Below are 16,584 nucleotides of genomic sequence, written 5' to 3' on the forward strand. Positions count from 1 at the left end.
CAAGCCCGCCCCGCCGCTCAAGCCTGCCTTTCGAAGCCCGCCGCTCAAGCCGCGAGGCCACGCTGCACCGGCCTGCCTTCGTGCGGCCGTTCGCCGTCCGAGCCGCACATCTCGGCGCCGAGTTCCTCGACGAGCTTGACCAGGTCGGTGGGCCGGTCGGGGCCCCACCAGTCGCCGAGCAGTTCCGCGAGGGACTGCTCGCGGGCCTTGGACAGGGCCGCCACCGCCGTCCGCCCCTCGTCGGTCAGGGTCAGGGCCATGCCCTCGCGGCGGGCCAGGCGGCGCTCCTCGACCTGCCGGGACGCCGCCGTGATCACGGACAGCGGCACGGTGCTGCGGTCGGCGAGCGCCGCCGGTTCGACGTGGCCGTGGCGGCTGATGCGCAGCAGCAGCCAGCTGGCGGCGGGCAGCAGGTCGAGGCCCGCGCGCTCCGTGATGCGCACGTAGATCTCGCGGCGGCCCTCCCGTGTGCCGAGCGCCGAAAGGGCGCGCGCCACCTCGTCGTGCGACGAGCGCTCGACGGGGTTGCTCGCGAGGGTCTGCGTGGTGTCGGGCGCCGTGACCGAGCGCCGCAGCTTGTCCTCGCGCAGGAACCAGGCGAGGACGAAGGCGACCAGGGCCGCGGGCACCGCGTAGAGGAAGACGTCCGTGATGGACGAGGCGTAGGCGTGCAGGACGCCGGGGCGCAGGGACGCGGGGAGTTCGGCGATGCCGCGCGGGTCGGCCTTGAGGGAGTCCGCGCTGACGCCGGGCGGCAGCGCCTGGCCCGCGACGGCGTCGGAGAGCTTGGTGACGAGCCGGTTGGCGAAGATCGTGCCGAAGATGGCGACCCCGAACGAGGCGCCGATGGAGCGGAAGAACGTCGCGCCGGAGGTGGCGACGCCCAGGTCCCCGTACGGGACGGCGTTCTGCACGATGAGCACGAGGACCTGCATGACCAGGCCGAGCCCGAAGCCGAAGACGAAGAAGTAGGCGCTCATCTCGGCCGTGCTGCTCTGCTCGCTGAGCTGGTGGAGCAGGAGCAGGCCGAGCGCGGTGACGCCGGTGCCCGCGATCGGGAACACCTTCCAGCGGCCCGTACGGCTGACGATCTGGCCGGACCCGGTCGACGCGATCAGCATGCCGATGACCATCGGCAGCATGTGCACGCCCGACATCGTCGGCGAGACGCCCTGGACGACCTGGAGGAACGTCGGCAGATAGGTCATCGCGCCGAACATCGCGAAGCCGACCACGAAGCTGATGATCGCGGAGAGGGTGAACGTCCTGACCCGGAAGAGCTTCAGCGGAATGACCGGTTCGGCGGCCCTGCGCTCGATGGCGACGAAGGCGGCGGCGAGTACGACGCCGAGCACCGCGAGGCCGATGATCTGCGGCGATGCCCAGTCCCATGTGGTGCCGCCGAGCGAGGCGACGAGGACGAGGCAGGTGGCGACGGCCGCGATCAGGAAGGTGCCGAGGTAGTCGATGGTGTGCTTCGTGGAGCGCACCGGGATGTGCAGGGCGGCGGCGATGACGACGAGCGCGACGACGCCGATGGGCAGGTTGACGTAGAAGACCCAGCGCCAGCTGAGGTGCTCGGTGAACAGGCCGCCGAGCAGCGGTCCCAGGACACTGGTGGCGCCGAAGACCGCGCCGAACAGGCCCTGGTACTTGCCTCGTTCGCGGGGCGGGACGATGTCGCCGACGATCGCCATGGACAGGACCATCAGACCGCCGCCGCCGACGCCTTGCAGCGCGCGGAAGCCGATGAGCTGCGGCATGTTCTGCGCCATGCCGCACAGGGCCGAGCTGATCAGGAAGATCACGATGGCCAGCTGGAACAGCTTCTTGCGGCCGTACTGGTCGCCGAGCTTGCCCCAGAGCGGCGTCGCGGCCGTCGCGGCGAGCAGATACGCGGTGACGACCCAGGACAGGTGCTCCATGCCGCCGAGTTCGCTGACGATGGTGGGCAGCGCGGTGGAGACGATGGTCTGGTCGAGGGCGGCGAGCAGCATGCCGAGCAGCAGCGCGCCGATGGAGACCAGTACACCGCCGTGCGCGTGTCCGTCCTGCGGCCGGGGGACGGGGTCCGGCTCCGGTTCCACGGAGCGGGTGCTGACGTCCTGTGTCATGGACACACACCTCCTGAGGCGCCTGCGCGAGCTGCGGGAACCTCTCCCTCCATCCTGGTCCGTGCGACCCGTTATGGCCTGTTGAAGCCGGGATCTGCATAATCGCTGGAGTTCTCTAGGGGTGGGGTACGAAAGAGTGAACAGCGACGACATACGTCCGAGCGGCGCCGATGACGGCCCGCGGTGCCCGCAGTGCGGTACTTCGCGCGAGCGGGGCAGCGCGCCCGTCTGCGGCTGTACGGAGCGGGCCGCGGACGCGGCACGGGAGACGAGGTCGGCGGATGCCGCCGCGGCGGAGGACTTCGATCCGCTGCGCATCCGTCCGTACGTGACGCTGCCGGAGCCCGGCAGCACGGAAGAGGCCGAGCCCGAGCCCGCGGCGGCCGCCGCGCACGTTCTGCCACCGGAGACGGCGGCCGTGCCGCCGCGGTCGGCGGATGTGGGGCTGTTCGCGGCGGGCGGCGCACGGGAGGGCGATCCGCGCCTGTCCCCGCCCCCGCCGCCGTACGACGAGGAACCGGAGCCGCGGCGCGCCCGTGTCGGCCTGTACGCGGGCGTGGGCGCGGTGGCCGTCATCACCGTCGCGGTGCTCGCCGCGGTGCTGTTGCCGCCGGACAAGCCGCAGCGGGACGACCGCGCGCTGCCGGAGGTGCCCACGCGCGCGGTGAACGCCCCGTCCGGCGCCGGCACGGAGTCGGCGACGGTTTCCACGCCGCCGCCCTCCACGCCCGCGTCCCCGTCCGCGGACCCGTCCACGTCACCCACGGCGAGCCCGTCCCCGTCGCCGTCACGCAGCGCGTCGGCCGAGGAGAGGCCCACCCGGCCGCCGAGCCGTTCGACGGCGCGGGCGACGGAGTCGGCGAAGTCGGACGCGGCAGCGCAGGACACCGCCCTGAGCCAGGGCGACAGGGGCCCGGAGGTCGAGGAGCTGCAGTACCGCCTGCGACAGCTGTACCTCTACATGGACGACACGGACGGCAGCTACGACGCCGGGGTCGCGGACGCGGTGGCGCGCTACCAGTTCGCCCGCGGCATGCGGAAGGACGACCCGGGGGTCTACGGGGCGGAGACGCGGGCGTCGCTCGAGGCGGAGACGTCGGAGCCACGACGGCACGGGCCGCGGCGGTAGCCGCCCAGCGTCCCGCGCCCCCTCCCGACGGCAAGGCAAAGGCGCCCGGCAAGGCAAAGGCGCCCGGCACCGTGAAGGTGCCGGGCGCCCGATGCGTGAGCCGTGAACCGTGAACCGTGAGTCGCGAGCCTCAGCCGAACGTAAGCCGAAGCGTCCCGTCCCCGGTGGCCGTGACCCGCACCTGCGTCAGGTCGGGGACGTGCACGGTGGGCCCGTACTCCCCGGCCCTGGGCCCGATCCCCACGACCTGCATGCCGGCGGCGAGCCCCGCGGCTATCCCGGCGCCGGAGTCCTCGAAGGCGATGCAGTCGGCGGGGTCGAAGCCCAGCTCGGCGGCCCCCTTGAGGAACCCCTCGGGGTCGGGCTTGCTCGCGCCCACGCTCTCCGCGGTGATCCGCACGGCGGGCAGCGAGAGACCGGCGGCGGCCATCCGCCCGGTGGAGAGCGGCACGTCGGCGGAGGTCACGAGCGCGTGCGGAAGCCCTTCGAGGGACTCCAGGAAGGCCGCGGCACCCGGCACCGGGACGACGCCCTCCATGTCCGCGGTCTCGGCGGCCAGCATCTCGCGGTTCTCCGCGTAGTTCTCCTCCATGGGCCGCTCCGGAAGGAGCACCGCCATCGACGCGTACCCCTGCCGCCCGTGGACGACCCTGATGACCTCGTCGAAGTCGAGACCGTGCCGCTCGGCCCAGCGCTGCCAGCAGCGCTCGACCACGGCGTCGGAGTTGACGAGGGTTCCGTCCATGTCCAGGAGCAAGGCCCGGGCGGTCAGAACAGAGGCGGTCTCAGCCGTCATCGACGTACTCCAGAGCACAGAGGGGGTCTCCGCGGAGGAATGAGCGGAGGACATGGGGAGGCATGCGGAGGAAGGATCAAGGCAGCCCCGCCCGCCGGTCAGGGAACACGGGCGGAGCCACTTTGTTCCCCCACGGTACAAAAAGAGGCCCCCAGACGCCAGCACCGCAGGTCACACCCACAACGGAGCCCCAGTTAGATGCCCCAGACACCTAACTGAACCAGACGCCTCAGGCAATCGCCTCGTACAGGCTCCACACACCGAGCGCGGTCATCAGGAGCGCCGCGATCTTGGTGATGAGCGAGAGCGGCACGCGCTTCATCAGCGCCTTTCCGCCGACGATCCCGAGCCCGGCGACCGCCCACAGCGCGAGCACCGCGCCAAGACCCACGGAGAGCGGGTCGTCGTAGCGCGCGGCCAGGTTCGCGGTCATGATCTGCGTCAGGTCACCGAACTCCGCGACCAGGATCAGCATGAATCCGGCGCCGGAGACCTTCCAGAAGCTCTGGTCCTTGGGCTCGCGGACCTCTTCCTCCTCGTCGCCGCCCTTCAGGAGCAGCATCGCCGCGCCGCCGAGGAAGAGGACGCCGGTGATCGCGTGCAGGAGTTGCTGCGGCAGGAGGGTGAGCACGCTGCCCGCCGCGACGGCGAGCACGACATGGACGACGAAGGCGGCGGCGACCCCGACGAAGACGTACGAAGCGCGGTAGCGCGTCCCGAGGACGAGCCCGGCCAGCGCTGTCTTGTCCGGGAGTTCGGCAAGGAAGACGACGCCGAAGACGAGCGCCATCACGCTGATGCTGATCAAGGTTCCTCAATCGGTCGGGGCTGCCCCACCGAGAGCAATCTGTACATCACGTACGACACCTCGGCACGGCAGCACACACGGACGCACACGGTCGTGTACGTCGGGCACTGCTTGCCGAAGGTCTCGCTGGCCGGTCACGTCGATGACGGGACCTGCCTCCGGGCGCCGGCTCAGACGAGCTGAGCAGTATGTCGACGGTCCGGCGAAGAGCTACTCCCCTTCTGCGCCATCCATCGTACGGGACGTCCGCACCGCCCGGACCAGGGCCTTTCGACCCCCCGGAAAAGTGACGCGGGCCACACTCCACGCCCTTCGGACACGCTTTCGGCAACTCCCTTACAGGTGAGCGGACATGACACGGCGCCAGAACTCTTGAACTGACCACCTGTTTGACGCGACCCTGTCACCTGACGCACATCCACAGGAAACCCCGCCGCGTCAGCATGGCCGCCCCAACGGCCAACATCCCCCCACATCAAGGGAGTTCGTATGTCCGCTGTCTACGCGCGTCGACGCCTCGTCACTCTCACCGCCCTGACCGCCCTCGCCTCCGGGGCGGCCCTCCTCACCGGCGCCCCCGCCCAGGCCGCTCCCCCGGCCCCGGTCTCCGCCGCCACCGCCCGCACCTACCTGGGCGACCTCACGGAGAAGGCCGAGGGCTCCTCCGACGGCTACAGCCGCGAGAAGTTCCCGCACTGGAGCACCCAGTCCGGCGCCTGCAACACCCGCGAGGTCGTCCTCAAGCGCGACGGCACGAACGTCGAGCAGGACTCCAGCTGCGCCGCCACGTCCGGCACCTGGAAGTCCCCCTACGACGGCGGCACCTGGACCGCGTCGGGCGACGTCGACATCGACCACGTTGTCCCGCTCTCCGAGGCCTGGAAGTCCGGCGCGAGCAGCTGGACCAACACCCAGAGGGAAGGTTTCGCCAACGACCTGACCCGCCCGCAGCTGATCGCCGTGACCGACAACGTCAACCAGGCCAAGGGCGACAAGGACCCGGCCGAATGGCTGCCGCCCACCGCCTCGTACCACTGCATGTACGCGCGGATGTGGGTGGACGTGAAGCACCACTACAAGCTCACGGTGAACCCGGAGGAGAAGAGCAAGCTGTCCTCGATCCTCAACGGCTGCTGAGCTCACCCCTCCGCAAGCAGCGAGGTCACCGGCCTGTAACCGGCGGGAATCCCCGGAACCTCGCCACGGACCTCCGTCGTTCCGTACCGTACGGGGCGACGGAGGAGAGTGATCATCGTGGCACGGCTGCGCCTGGGTCCGCTGCTGAGGTACGTCGACGGTTCGTCGGCGACGGTCTGGGTCGAGACCGACCGCCCCTGCACCGCCGAAGTGCGGTGCGCGGACGGCGCCAAGGGCACGGCCGACACATTCCAGATAGCGGGTCACCACTACGCGCTCATCCCGGTCACGGGCCTGAACCCGGGCACGGAGACCGCGTACGAGGTGCGGCTCGGCGACGGCGGCGTCCCCGTGTGGCCGCTGCCGGACTCGCCCTTCCCACCGAGCACCATCCGCACGCCGGGCGAGGGGGAGGACGAGACACTGCGCGTCACCTTCGGATCCTGCCGCTGGGCGGCCCCGCCGAGCGGGGAGCACGACCCCGTGGGGCCCGACGCCCTGGACACCCTTGCCGCGCGGATAGCGGGCGGTACCGATGCCGACCGCCCGGACGTCCTGCTCCTCCTGGGCGACCAGGTGTACGCGGACAACACGTCGGAGGCGACGCGCCGCTGGCTCGCGGCGCGGCGGAACCTGAACGACCCGCCGGGCGACCAGGTCGCGGACTACGAGGAGTACACCCACCTCTACTACGAATCGTGGCTCGACCCCGAAGTGCGCTGGCTGCTCTCCACCGTGCCCAGCTGCATGATCTTCGATGATCACGACGTGATCGACGATTGGAACACCAGCGCCGCCTGGCTCGCCGAGATGCGCGAGACGCCCTGGTGGCGCGAGCGCGTGCTGAGCGGCCTGATGTCGTACTGGGTCTATCAGCACATCGGCAATCTGCCGCCCGCCGAACTGGAGCGCGACGAGCTGTACGCCTCGCTGTGCGCGACGCCCGACGGCACGGACGACCTGCGCGCCTTCGCCGCCGCCTCGGACGCCGACCCCGCGGCGACCCGGTGGAGCTACCGCCGGGACTTCGGCCGCGTACGCCTGCTCATGGTCGACACCCGGGCCGCGCGCGTCCTGGACGAGCAGAACCGCGCCATGATCGACCCGGACGAGGCGCGCTGGCTGCGCGAGCAGGCCCTGGACGGCGCGGGCGGGGAAGGCGGCTGCGATCACCTTCTGATCGGTACGTCGCTGCCCTGGCTCCTGCCGCACCTCATCCATGACGCCGAGGGCTGGAACGCCGCGCTGTGCCGCGGTGAACGGGGCGCGCGCTGGGCCCGCTTCGGCGAGAACCTGCGCAGGCGCTCGGACCTGGAGCACTGGGCGGCGTTCCCCGCGTCCTTCGACGCGCTGACCTCCCTGATCGCCGAGGCGGGCACGGGGGAGGGCGCACCGGCGACGGTGTGCGTGCTCTCCGGCGACGTCCATCACGCGTACATCGCCGAGCCGACCTGGCCGGGCGGCGGCGGCCCCGACGCCCGTGTCCTTCAGCTGACGTGCTCCCCCGTCCACAACTCCATCCCCGCGTCGATAAAGCTGGGGTTCCACTTCGGCTGGAGCAAGGCGGGCCGGGCTCTCGGCCGCCGCTTCGTGCGACACGGACGGATCACGCGAGCCGCCATCAACTGGCGCAAAACGGGTGGCCCTTGGTTCGGCAACCAGCTCATGACGCTGACGTTGCGGGGCCGTTCGGCACAGGTGCGGCTGGATCAGGCGCAGACGGTGAAGGGCGCGGGAGTGCGCCTCGCGACGACGCAGGAGTCGCGGCTTTCGTGAGCCCGCACTCCCTGTACTCCCTTAACCCCCTTTCGCGTCCCTTTGATTCGCATTGCCCCGCATCGGCGACCGGCGCGCCACGGCACTGACGTGACACAGGCCACACCCGTCAGGCGAACCTCCGATCCGGGGTTCGCCTGCGGGGCTTCCGGCGGCATGATGAGGCGGACCGTCCGCTTCCAACGCCCCCCCAGTCCCTCGCAGTCCTCACAGCCCCTACAGCTTCCACAGCCCCACTCCCCCCACCGCCCCCTCGATGCCCGGGAGCCACGCCTTTGTCCGCACCATCCGCAGCGGCCGTACCGGGACGTGACATCGCTGTCGCCGTCGTCGGCGCGGGACCCCGCGGCACGAGTGTCCTGGAACGCCTCTGCGCCTCGGCGACCGAACTCCTGCCACCGGGGGCGCGGCTGACGGTCCACGTCGTCGATCCCTCGCCGCCGGGTCCGGGACGCGTCTGGCGGACCGCCCAGCCGGGCGAGCTGCTCATGAACACGGTCGCCTCGCAGGTGACCCTCTTCACCGACGAGAGCGTCGACTGCGCGGGCCCGATCCGGCCCGGACCGAGCCTGTACGCGTGGGCGGCCGCCGGGCACGCGCCGGGGCTCGGCCCCGACGACTACCCCACGCGCGCCTGCTACGGCCGCTATCTGGAGTGGGTCTTCGCCGAGACCCTGCGCGGCGCCCCCGGAACGATCCGGGTCGAGGTGCACGCGGCGCGCGCCGTGCGCCTCGACTCCGAGGACGGCACGGACGACGGCGCCCAGCGCCTCGTACTCGACGACGGCCGTGAGCTCCCCGGCCTCAGCGCCGTCGTCCTCGCGCAGGGCCATCTGCCCGTGGTGAGCGACGAGGGGCAGGAGCGCTTCGCCGCGCACGCCGCACGGCACGGCCTGCGCCACATACCGCCGGCCAACCCCGCCGATGTCGACCTGTCCGCCGTCGCCCCCGGCGAGCGCGTCCTGCTGCGCGGGCTCGGCCTGAACTTCTTCGACCACATGGCGCTCCTGACCGAGGGCCGCGGCGGACGCTTCACGCCGGCTCCGGGGGGCGGCCTGCGCTATCGCCCGTCGGGACAGGAGCCGAAGCTGTACGCGGGTTCGCGGCGCGGCATCCCGTACCAGGCGCGCGGCGACAACGCGAAGGGCCCGTACGGGCGGCACCTGCCGCTGGTCCTCACCCCCGACGTCATAGCCCGCTTCCGCAAGCGCGCGGACAGCGGTGACGCACCGGACTTCCTCGACGAGATATGGCCGCTGGTCGCTAAGGAGGTCGAGACGGTCTACTACACGGCCCTCGTCCGGCCCGCCGGGCGGGCCGCGGACTTCCGGGACGCCTTCCTCTCGGCGGCACACCGCAGCGCTCAAGAGGCCCTGCTGCTGGACGAGTTCGGGATCCCTGAGGCCGCGCGATGGTCCTGGGACCGCCTTGCACAGCCACACTTCGGCCATACTTTCCGCTCCCCCGGTGACTTCCGCGCCTGGCTGCTCGCGTATCTGCGCGAGGACACCGCGCAGGCCGCGCTCGGCAATGTCGCCAGCCCCCTGAAGTCCGCCCTGGACGTGCTGCGCGACCTGCGCAACGAACTGCGCCTGATCCTCGACCACGGCGGCCTGGCCGGAGTCTCCCGCCGCGAGCACCTGGACCGCTGGTACACGCCGCTCAACGCCTTCCTCTCCATCGGCCCGCCCCGGCGCCGTATCGAGGAGATGACGGCCCTCGTCGAGGCGGGCGTCGTCGAGGTGGTCGGCCCGCGGCTCGACGTGCGGCCCACCGCGGACGGGACGTTCCTCGCGCACTCGCCCGACGTACCGGGGTCGGCTGTGTCCGTCACCACAGTCATCGAGGCCCGGCTCCCCGAGCCAGACGTGCGGCGCACGGCGGACGAACTGCTCGGCCGTCTCCTCGCGGCGGGCCAGTGCCGCGCCCACGTCGTCGACGGCTACGAAACCGGAGGCCTCGACGTCACACCACGCCCCTACCACCTGATCAACCGTCAAGGTCGTTCCCACGCAAGGAGGTTCGCGTTCGGGGTGCCTACGGAGGGTGTGCACTGGGTGACGGCGGCGGGGGCCAGGCCAGGCGTCGATTCGGTGACCCTGTCGGACGCGGACGCCGTGGCGCGGGCCGTGCTGCGGGCGGCGGCGGGAGCCGCGGAGATCCCCCGCGCGGCAGGAGCGGCCCCCTCCGCGGCCGAAGTGGAATCCGCCGAATGGCCAGATGTTGAACTTGCAAGCATTGATTAGGTTCCCCTAACCTTGGGCCTCCGCTCGGTTACCGTCCCCAAAACCGAAGGAGTCCCCCACCATGACTGGACGTCTCAACAGCGCCCAGCCCTACGCCCTCGGGCTGTTCCGCATCGTCATCGGCCTGCTCTTCGCCTGCCACGGCGCCGCCTCGCTCTTCGGCGTGCTCGGCGGCGCCGCGGGCGGCGGCACGGTCGACGCGGGCACCTGGCCCGGCTGGTACGCCGCCGTCATCCAGCTGGTCGGCGGCGGTCTCGTCGCGCTCGGTCTCGGCACCCGCGCCGCGGCGTTCATCTCGTCGGGCTCGATGGCGTACGCCTACTTCAAGGTGCACCAGCCGGAGGCCCTGTGGCCGATGCAGAACGGCGGAGAGGCCTCCGCGATCTTCTGCTGGACCATGCTCCTGCTCGTCTTCACCGGCTCGGGCGCGCTCGGCATAGACCGCCTCTTCGCCTCGCGCGGCGAGAGCGGGGCGAAGGCGGAGTCGGAGCGGACTCCGGTGGCCGCCTGACGCGCACCCGCCCATGTGACGGCGCCCCCTCCCCCGTACGCACACGGAGGAGGGGGCGCCGTCACGTTCCGGTGACCCGTCAGCCGACGGGCGCGAACGGCACCGTGAAGCACGCCACCCGGTCCCCCGCGCCACCCGGCTCGTGGTGCACCACGACGGATCCGGCGGCGCCCCTGCGGAACTCCCAGCCGTGGCGGGCCTGAGCCCCGCCCGAGCCGTCCGGGCCCGGCGTGAAGTCCAGCCAGACCTCGTTCTCCGGGTTGACGTAGGCCGGGTCCTTCGAGGGCTGGTGGGGGTCCTTGCGGTGCTGATAGTGCCCTCCGGCCGCTTCGGGGTCGGCGCCGCACGGCTTCTGGTGCACGTGCGCGCCGTACGCGTGGCCCGGTTTCAGCCCCTTGACCCGGAGCCTGACCTCCATGCCACCCGGCCCGCCGCGCTGCTCGACCTCGATCGAGGAACCGGCGGGGACGAGCTTCTGGTCGTACGTGATCGCCGACGAGGGCAGCAGGGCCGTGGGCGGCGCGAACCGCGCCCCGACCCGCATCCAGTAACCGGGCGTCGCGTCACCCGCCACGCCGCCACCCGCACCCGCTCCGGTACCTGCTCCTGCACCTGCACCTGATACGCCCGCGCCCGCCGCAAGCACCGCCGTGGCCACGGCCCCGGCCAGCATTCCTGCCACCATCGTCCCGCTCCTTCCGTACTGCCCCTGGACTTAGTTGCTACGGGACATCGGCCCCGTACGCCCTGCCGGGAGCGGCAGCCGGGTGAACGTGATGTAGCGAACATATGAGCCCCCCATGAATCTCCGACGGGGAGCGCGGCGTACGCTGTACAGCTGTCACCAAGCCGCCCCTGCCGCTCCCCCACGACGTCGCGGCAGCCAAGCCGTCGACGGGGGAGTTACGGGGAATTTCGGTGCTTGAGACTCTGGGCGCACTGACCAGCAGCCCATGGATCTACGTGGCGGTAGCGGTTTCCGTACTGCTCGACATCGTCGTTCCGGTGCTGCCGAGCGGCGTTCTCGTCATCACGGCGGCCACGGCTGCCGCCGCGGCGGGCACGGCGGGCGCGGGGGCCGTTCCGCACGAGGTCCCGGACATCCTGCTCCTGCTGCTCTGCGCGGCCACCGCATCGGTCCTGGGCGACATGGCCGTCTACCGCCTCGCCCTGCGCGGCGGCGAGCGCCTGGACCGCGCCATCGCCCGTTCGCGGCGTCTGACCACCGCGCAGGAACGACTCGGCACGGCGCTCTCCCGGGGCGGCGGCATCCTCGTCGTCATCGCACGCTTCGCCCCCGCGGGCCGCTCGATCGTCTCGCTCGCGGCGGGCGCGGCACATCGCAAGGTGCGCGAGTTCCTGCCCTGGTCGGCGCTCGCGGGCGTGGCATGGGCGGGCTACAGCGTCGCGCTCGGTTACTTCGGCGGGCAGTGGCTGGGCGCGTCCTGGCTGGCCACGGGCGTCTCGCTGCTCGCGCTCTTCGCGGCGGGCGCGGGGGCGGCGTTCCTGGTGCGGCGGCCGCGGGCGGCGGCGGCCTAGACCGGCCTGGTCCGGGAGGGCTTACGCGGCCGGGGCTTCTCGGGCCTCTCGTTCCTCTCGACCTTCCCGGCCCTCCCGGCCCTCCAGACCCTCCCGGCCTTCTTCGGCCGTCTGTTCGGCGGGCCGCGACCTGGCCCCGCGCACCTCGATCCCGGCGAGCAGTTCGGCGGTGGCTTCGGCGATCGCGTCCACGGCGCGGTCGAAGACCTCGCGGTTGTGCGCGGCCGGGGCGCGGAACCCGGAGACCTTGCGCACGTACTGGAGCGCGGCGGCCCGAATCTCCTCCTCGGTGGCGTCCTCGGGGATGGCTGGCGGACGGAGCGTCTTGATGCTGCGGCACATGCCTCCAGCTTGCCGCGTCGGGGGCGCGGGCGGGAAGTCGTCGCGCCCGGGCCGTGCGCGGGAAGCCGTCCCGCCGGGGACGTAAGCGGAACACCGTCGCGTCCGGGCGTGGCCGGCAAGCAGACGCGCCCGCGAGCGCCCCCGCGAGCCCCCACTCGTCACCGGCAGCCCTCTGGAGCCCTCGGGCGCCCCGAAGTTGTCCTACATCATGCGTGGCGACCCTCGCACTCGAAAATCGAACAGGAGTACCATTAGCGGGTGCCTGAAACCCCTGCATACGACTTCCCTGACGACCTCCTCGCGGGTCAGGAGGAACTGCACCAGGTCCGGGCCGAACTCCTGGCCCTGCTCAAGCGGCTCCCCTGGTCCGTCACGCCCCTGGAGGGCTTCAGCGACGACCACGGCTGGCGAAAGGTGGAGCGCCCGGCTTCGCCCGGCTGGACGCCCGACGAACAAGCGGAGGTGGAAAAACTCCGCTCACGGGAGCGGGAGTTGGCGGTTTTCGTCACCTGCCACCGCTTCTGGGCTCAGGTGTCCGGTCCGGACGCCGTGACGGCCCGCGCACGGCTCAAACACACGCACGAGAAAGCCATTGACACCGAGTGACAGCGGGCGTTGACTCCAGCTACGCCGAGGAGGTGTGGCCATGAATGTATGGCTGGTCGTCCTGCTCCTTGTACTGGTCGGCCTTGGTTTCAGCCAGCCCCTCATGTGGCTGGCGGCGGCGGTACTCCTCTACTTCATGATCCAGCAGTACGACCGCGCGGGCTCGAAACGGAGCAGCGGCAGCAGCCCGGGCTCGAGCGCCGGAGGCGGCGGGGGTGGCGGCGGAGGCGGCGGCTTCCCCAAGACCTACCGCGACTACCGCATCCGCAAGGAACGCCAGGAGCGCTGGGACCGCAGGTACCGCCGGACACACCCCCATTCGGGCAACTGAGCGGGCCCCCGCGCCCGGACGGGTCAGCCGGTCGGCGACCCGGCGGCAAGGCCTCCGAGCATCGGGACCGCGCTCTGCGCCGCGTCGTCGACCACGGCCGTGGGAGCCGTGGGGTTGTCCGCCTTCAGCTCGCCGCTCTGCTCGTCGACGTCGAGCCCGCCGAGAGTCTCCTGCAGGTCGTGCGTCGTCGCCGTGACGGGGTCGAGCACCTGCGGGTCCCCGCCGGCCGACGGCTGCGGCAGGGCGAAGGCGGGCGACACGGCCCCCAGAGCGAGGCCGATACCGACGAGGCCTGCGGCAGCCTTGGCGATCTTCACGAGACGTGTCCCTTCCGGCAGGGCCCGGGAGCGGCACGACGGTCGTGCGCCCGGAGCGTCCGCAGGTCGGACACTCATGACCCTGTCCGGATGCCACAACTGCCGGGCGATCCCCGAGGTTCTGGCCGACCACCCGATCGATTTCACGGGCCCCTGCCGCGTCCCCCCGCCTAGTCCCCCGTCGAGCCCCCGCCGAGTCCTCGTCGAGCCCCCGCCGCGCCCCCGCCGCGTCCCCGTCGATCCACAGACGCCGGGTGGCCCGGCAGGAGCAGTGCTCCCGCCGGGCCACCCGGTCCGTGCTCGCCGCCCGGAGGCTCAGCCGCCCTGTACGGGGCGCCGGTTGGCCGCGGCCCGGAGGCCGGCGACCGTGAGCGCCACGACCAGCAGCGCGGCCAGCGTCGCTGCCGCCGCCGAGAGGGCCGGGAGCGGCGCAGACACCCCGTCGGGGCGCAGCACGTAGGCGAGCGTCGTGGAGTCGACCCGGTCGCCCACCAAATGGCTGACGGTCAGCACACCTGCCACCAAGGTGGCCGCCACCGCCACGATCGGCGACCCGCTGAAGCACAGGGCCAGGCCCGCGAGGACGCAGACGCCGAAGACGCAGAACGCGGCGGTGAGTCCGAAGGTGGACGCGTCGGACCAGTTCAGCGGGAAGTGGGCCGCCGCGCAGAGCAGCAGCAGTACGCCTGCCGCGCGACGCAGCCACACCAGGGCCGTCCTGCCCTGCGGCTGCGCGGCCGCGGTGTCCGGAGCGGACGACGGGGCCGCGGCCGCGACGGGCGGCTTGGTCGGCGCCGCCGGGGCCTGGCCCGGGGCCGGCGCCTGGCCCTGTGCCGGGGCCATGGCCTCGGTGCTGTCGGCGTCCTTGCGGTCGCTCAGCCTGCCGATCAGCTGCATCAGGTCCTCGACGGACCTGGTCGTGCCCGCGGCGTGCACCGCCTCGGCCCCGCTGTGCGGATCGTGCGGCGGGCGGGACAGCAGGTGAACCAGACGGCTCACCTCGGGAATCGGCCGTTCTTCGGCGGCGTGCCGGATGGCCTCGTCCATGTGCTCGGCGGGGTGCTCCGGCGGGCCGAGGAGGTCCACCAATTTGGTGACGTCGTCGACGGAGCGGGCCACGCAGGCCAGACGGAGTACGGAGGCGGCGGTCGGCATGCCTTCGGGTGACTGCTCCAGGAGGGTGACGAGGTCGACTACGTCGTCCAGTGGCCTGGACACCACGGCGACCCGGATCAGCTCGTCGACGGCATCGTCGTCGACGTCCGGCGTCTTCTGGCGCGGCGGTCCGTCGTCGTCCGCGGGTGGGGTCCGCTCCGGAGGAACGTCGCCGGAGACGTCGTCGGGGACGCCGGGGGCTTCGTGGTCGACCGGCTGCTGCCAGGGCGCGGGCTGGTGGCGGGGCGGGGCGCCGAGTTGCGCGGTGCCCCAGTGAACCGACGTCGTCACCAGAGGTTCGCCGTTCCCGGATATGTCCCCCGCGGCAGAGAATGACTCAGCGGCCATTTTCTTTCTCCATTTCAGCGGGGCTTCCTCACCCCGCACGTGAGCGTGTCTCCCGTTCTATGCACGCTTCTTCCACCCCGCCACCGGAGGAGCCGTCCGGCGGTACGTCCCGGGGCGCCCCGGGACGCATGTGAACTGGTGGGGCGAGTGCGGAGCCCGGCGCCGCGTCCGCCGGGATCCGGAGGCGGCGCGACCCGCGCCGCCGAGGGGGCAGGAGCACGGCCTCGCGCAAGCGGAACCGCCCGCACGGGTGGAAGGGAGGCTTCCGCTGTTCCGCCCGGGACTGCCGTCATGCAGTTGGGTAGCGCCCGTGTGGTGACAAACGGATACTGCAACTCGGCTTCGGCATAGCGTGGTTACCGGGAGAGGGGGTCAAGTCCATGTCGACCAACTACGTGATCCTCGTCGTCGACGACCACAGGGACACCCTGTTCGCGCTGGAGAGCGCACTGGCCCCTCTCGGCTACCCGCTGGTGAGCGCGACCAACGGCGACGACGCCCTCCGAGTGGTCCTGCGGGGCAACGTCGGGCTGATCCTCCTGGACGTCCGCATGCCGGGCGTGAGCGGATTAGACGTCGTGCACTATGTGCGCCGTCTGGACCAGACCCGTTCCATCCCCATCGTCCTGCTGACCGGTTTCGACGTGAGCCGGGAGGTGGCGGCCAAGGCCTTCCTGCTCGGCGTGGCCGACGTCGCCCTCAAGCCCATCGACCCGCTCACCCTGCGCACCAAGGTCCGCTATCTCTTCGAAACCCACCGGCAGCTGAAATTGATGCAGCTGGAAATCGAGGAACTCCGGGCCCTGGTGAAGGACGGAGCCGTCGAATCGACCAACAACAGCCACTCCGAGGCACAGAGCTCACCCGAACCTCGGATTGAATCGTAAAAAGCCCCCCGGCCGAGCACGGCCGAGGGGTCAAAAGCAGGCTCTCACCTGCCACTTGTCCAGGGTGGGCGCGGACGGTTTCGAACCGCCGACATCTGCCTTGTAAGGGCAGCGCTCTACCACTGAGCTACGCGCCCCGGAATATTTCGACAGCCTACCTTGCCGGTGGCCCCGCCCCGCAAACCCGTATGGGGGGTGCCCGGGAGCCCGCGCGCCGGGCCGCCGGCCTGCCCCGCGTGTCCGCCCGCAGCGAAGACGGCAAAGTCGCGGTGCGCGGCGCGAACTAACCGGCCCGTGTGTTCGTCATTAACCGGTGGGAGAATGTGACACCGGGCAGGGCGGATGACAGCACGGGAGAGGGATAGTGACGGCGACACCTTCGCAGCCGTACACACCGGATACGTCGGGCGAGTCAGTGGTGCTGGTACCGGATGAGGATGTACGTGGCTGCGGGAGCGTGCGGCCGCGATCTCTCCCGGAAGACGGTCCGGGCCAGCGGAAACAGCACGAACGGCAAGAACAGCAAGACCAGCAGGACCAGC

15 protein-coding genes, 1 tRNA gene and 1 pseudogene are annotated in these 16,584 nt (G+C 71.6%); 9 read left to right on the forward strand and 8 right to left on the reverse strand.

Features of this window, described 5'->3' with window-relative positions:
* Positions 1-44: 44 nt before the first annotated feature.
* Positions 45-2,114, reverse strand: a complete 2,070-nt coding sequence (locus tag ABZ906_RS16395) for an MDR family MFS transporter (RefSeq protein ID WP_361382515.1) — start codon at positions 2,112-2,114, stop codon at positions 45-47.
* A 136-nt stretch (positions 2,115-2,250) separates the two neighbouring features.
* Between ABZ906_RS16395 and ABZ906_RS16400 the strand changes: the two genes are divergently transcribed.
* Entirely contained in the window at positions 2,251-3,243 is a 993-nt protein-coding gene (locus ABZ906_RS16400) for a peptidoglycan-binding domain-containing protein (protein WP_361382518.1), read from the forward strand.
* Positions 3,244-3,373: 130 nt separating this feature from the next.
* On the opposite strand, the gene ABZ906_RS16405 is transcribed toward ABZ906_RS16400, so the two are convergent.
* A complete protein-coding gene (locus ABZ906_RS16405; protein WP_361382521.1) occupies positions 3,374-4,039 on the reverse strand; it encodes an HAD-IA family hydrolase in 666 nt (221 codons plus the stop codon).
* Between the two features lie 229 nt (positions 4,040-4,268).
* The gene (locus tag ABZ906_RS16410) at positions 4,269-4,847 is read right to left on the reverse strand and encodes a TMEM165/GDT1 family protein (RefSeq protein WP_361189600.1); all 579 of its coding nucleotides are present in this window, start codon (positions 4,845-4,847) and stop codon (positions 4,269-4,271) included.
* Positions 4,848-5,336: 489 nt separating this feature from the next.
* Between ABZ906_RS16410 and ABZ906_RS16415 the strand changes: the two genes are divergently transcribed.
* The 4 genes from ABZ906_RS16415 (at position 5,337) to ABZ906_RS16430 (ending at position 10,517) form a co-directional block, all read left to right on the forward strand.
* Complete coding sequence (locus tag ABZ906_RS16415) at positions 5,337-5,984, forward strand: HNH endonuclease family protein (RefSeq protein ID WP_361382523.1); 648 nt, start codon at positions 5,337-5,339, stop codon at positions 5,982-5,984.
* Between the two features lie 117 nt (positions 5,985-6,101).
* Positions 6,102-7,760, forward strand: a complete 1,659-nt coding sequence (locus tag ABZ906_RS16420; RefSeq protein ID WP_361382526.1) for an alkaline phosphatase D family protein — start codon at positions 6,102-6,104, stop codon at positions 7,758-7,760.
* Positions 7,761-8,035: 275 nt separating this feature from the next.
* Positions 8,036-10,006 carry an FAD/NAD(P)-binding protein gene (locus ABZ906_RS16425; protein ID WP_361382529.1) on the forward strand — a complete coding sequence of 657 codons (1,971 nt, stop codon included), beginning with the start codon at positions 8,036-8,038 and terminating at the stop codon, positions 10,004-10,006.
* Between the two features lie 61 nt (positions 10,007-10,067).
* Complete coding sequence (locus ABZ906_RS16430; protein ID WP_361382532.1) at positions 10,068-10,517, forward strand: DoxX family protein; 450 nt, start codon at positions 10,068-10,070, stop codon at positions 10,515-10,517.
* 79 nt (positions 10,518-10,596) lie between these two features.
* Here ABZ906_RS16430 and ABZ906_RS16435 read toward each other — a convergent pair whose 3' ends face one another.
* Complete coding sequence (locus tag ABZ906_RS16435; protein ID WP_361382535.1) at positions 10,597-11,202, reverse strand: superoxide dismutase family protein; 606 nt, start codon at positions 11,200-11,202, stop codon at positions 10,597-10,599.
* A 233-nt stretch (positions 11,203-11,435) separates the two neighbouring features.
* Between ABZ906_RS16435 and ABZ906_RS16440 the strand changes: the two genes are divergently transcribed.
* Positions 11,436-12,056, forward strand: a complete 621-nt coding sequence (locus ABZ906_RS16440; protein WP_361189587.1) for a VTT domain-containing protein — start codon at positions 11,436-11,438, stop codon at positions 12,054-12,056.
* Between the two features lie 132 nt (positions 12,057-12,188).
* On the opposite strand, the pseudogene ABZ906_RS16445 reads toward ABZ906_RS16440, so the two are convergent.
* A pseudogene (locus ABZ906_RS16445) lies at positions 12,189-12,398 on the reverse strand (DUF2277 domain-containing protein); the annotation flags it as partial.
* A gap of 258 nt (positions 12,399-12,656) precedes the next feature.
* Between ABZ906_RS16445 and ABZ906_RS16450 the strand changes: the two are divergent.
* Together ABZ906_RS16450 and ABZ906_RS16455 are read left to right on the forward strand one after the other, a co-directional pair.
* Positions 12,657-13,004 carry a hypothetical protein gene (locus tag ABZ906_RS16450; RefSeq protein ID WP_361189583.1) on the forward strand — a complete coding sequence of 116 codons (348 nt, stop codon included), beginning with the start codon at positions 12,657-12,659 and terminating at the stop codon, positions 13,002-13,004.
* A gap of 40 nt (positions 13,005-13,044) precedes the next feature.
* Positions 13,045-13,335, forward strand: a complete 291-nt coding sequence (locus ABZ906_RS16455) for a hypothetical protein (protein ID WP_361382538.1) — start codon at positions 13,045-13,047, stop codon at positions 13,333-13,335.
* Between the two features lie 23 nt (positions 13,336-13,358).
* Here the strand turns inward: ABZ906_RS16455 and ABZ906_RS16460 are convergent, their stop codons facing one another.
* Together ABZ906_RS16460 and ABZ906_RS16465 are read right to left on the reverse strand one after the other, a co-directional pair.
* A complete protein-coding gene (locus ABZ906_RS16460) occupies positions 13,359-13,652 on the reverse strand; it encodes a DUF4179 domain-containing protein (protein WP_361189580.1) in 294 nt (97 codons plus the stop codon).
* Positions 13,653-13,967: 315 nt separating this feature from the next.
* The gene (locus ABZ906_RS16465; protein WP_361189577.1) at positions 13,968-15,155 is read right to left on the reverse strand and encodes a hypothetical protein; all 1,188 of its coding nucleotides are present in this window, start codon (positions 15,153-15,155) and stop codon (positions 13,968-13,970) included.
* 380 nt (positions 15,156-15,535) lie between these two features.
* Here ABZ906_RS16465 and ABZ906_RS16470 point away from each other — a divergent pair, with 380 nt between their 5' ends.
* Positions 15,536-16,042: a response regulator gene (locus ABZ906_RS16470; protein ID WP_361382541.1), complete on the forward strand. Its 507-nt coding sequence runs from the start codon at positions 15,536-15,538 to the stop codon at positions 16,040-16,042.
* 65 nt (positions 16,043-16,107) lie between these two features.
* Here the strand turns inward: ABZ906_RS16470 and ABZ906_RS16475 are convergent.
* Positions 16,108-16,179 (reverse strand) — tRNA-Val (locus ABZ906_RS16475).
* Positions 16,180-16,584 lie beyond the last annotated feature (405 nt).

The sequence above is a fragment of the Streptomyces sp. NPDC046925 genome (assembly GCF_040644915.1).
Lineage (GTDB): Bacteria > Actinomycetota > Actinomycetes > Streptomycetales > Streptomycetaceae > Streptomyces.

Coding starts and splice junctions, on each gene's coding strand:
- ABZ906_RS16435 (WP_361382535.1), bottom strand. CDS start 11,202: ATGGTGGCAGGAATGCTGGCCGGGGCCGTGGCCACGGCGGTGCTTGCG.
- ABZ906_RS16465 (WP_361189577.1), bottom strand. CDS start 15,155: ATGGCCGCTGAGTCATTCTCTGCCGCGGGGGACATATCCGGGAACGGC.
- ABZ906_RS16415 (WP_361382523.1), top strand. CDS start 5,337: ATGTCCGCTGTCTACGCGCGTCGACGCCTCGTCACTCTCACCGCCCTG.
- ABZ906_RS16455 (WP_361382538.1), top strand. CDS start 13,045: ATGAATGTATGGCTGGTCGTCCTGCTCCTTGTACTGGTCGGCCTTGGT.
- ABZ906_RS16430 (WP_361382532.1), top strand. CDS start 10,068: ATGACTGGACGTCTCAACAGCGCCCAGCCCTACGCCCTCGGGCTGTTC.
- ABZ906_RS16405 (WP_361382521.1), bottom strand. CDS start 4,039: ATGACGGCTGAGACCGCCTCTGTTCTGACCGCCCGGGCCTTGCTCCTG.
- ABZ906_RS16395 (WP_361382515.1), bottom strand. CDS start 2,114: ATGACACAGGACGTCAGCACCCGCTCCGTGGAACCGGAGCCGGACCCC.
- ABZ906_RS16470 (WP_361382541.1), top strand. CDS start 15,536: ATGTCGACCAACTACGTGATCCTCGTCGTCGACGACCACAGGGACACC.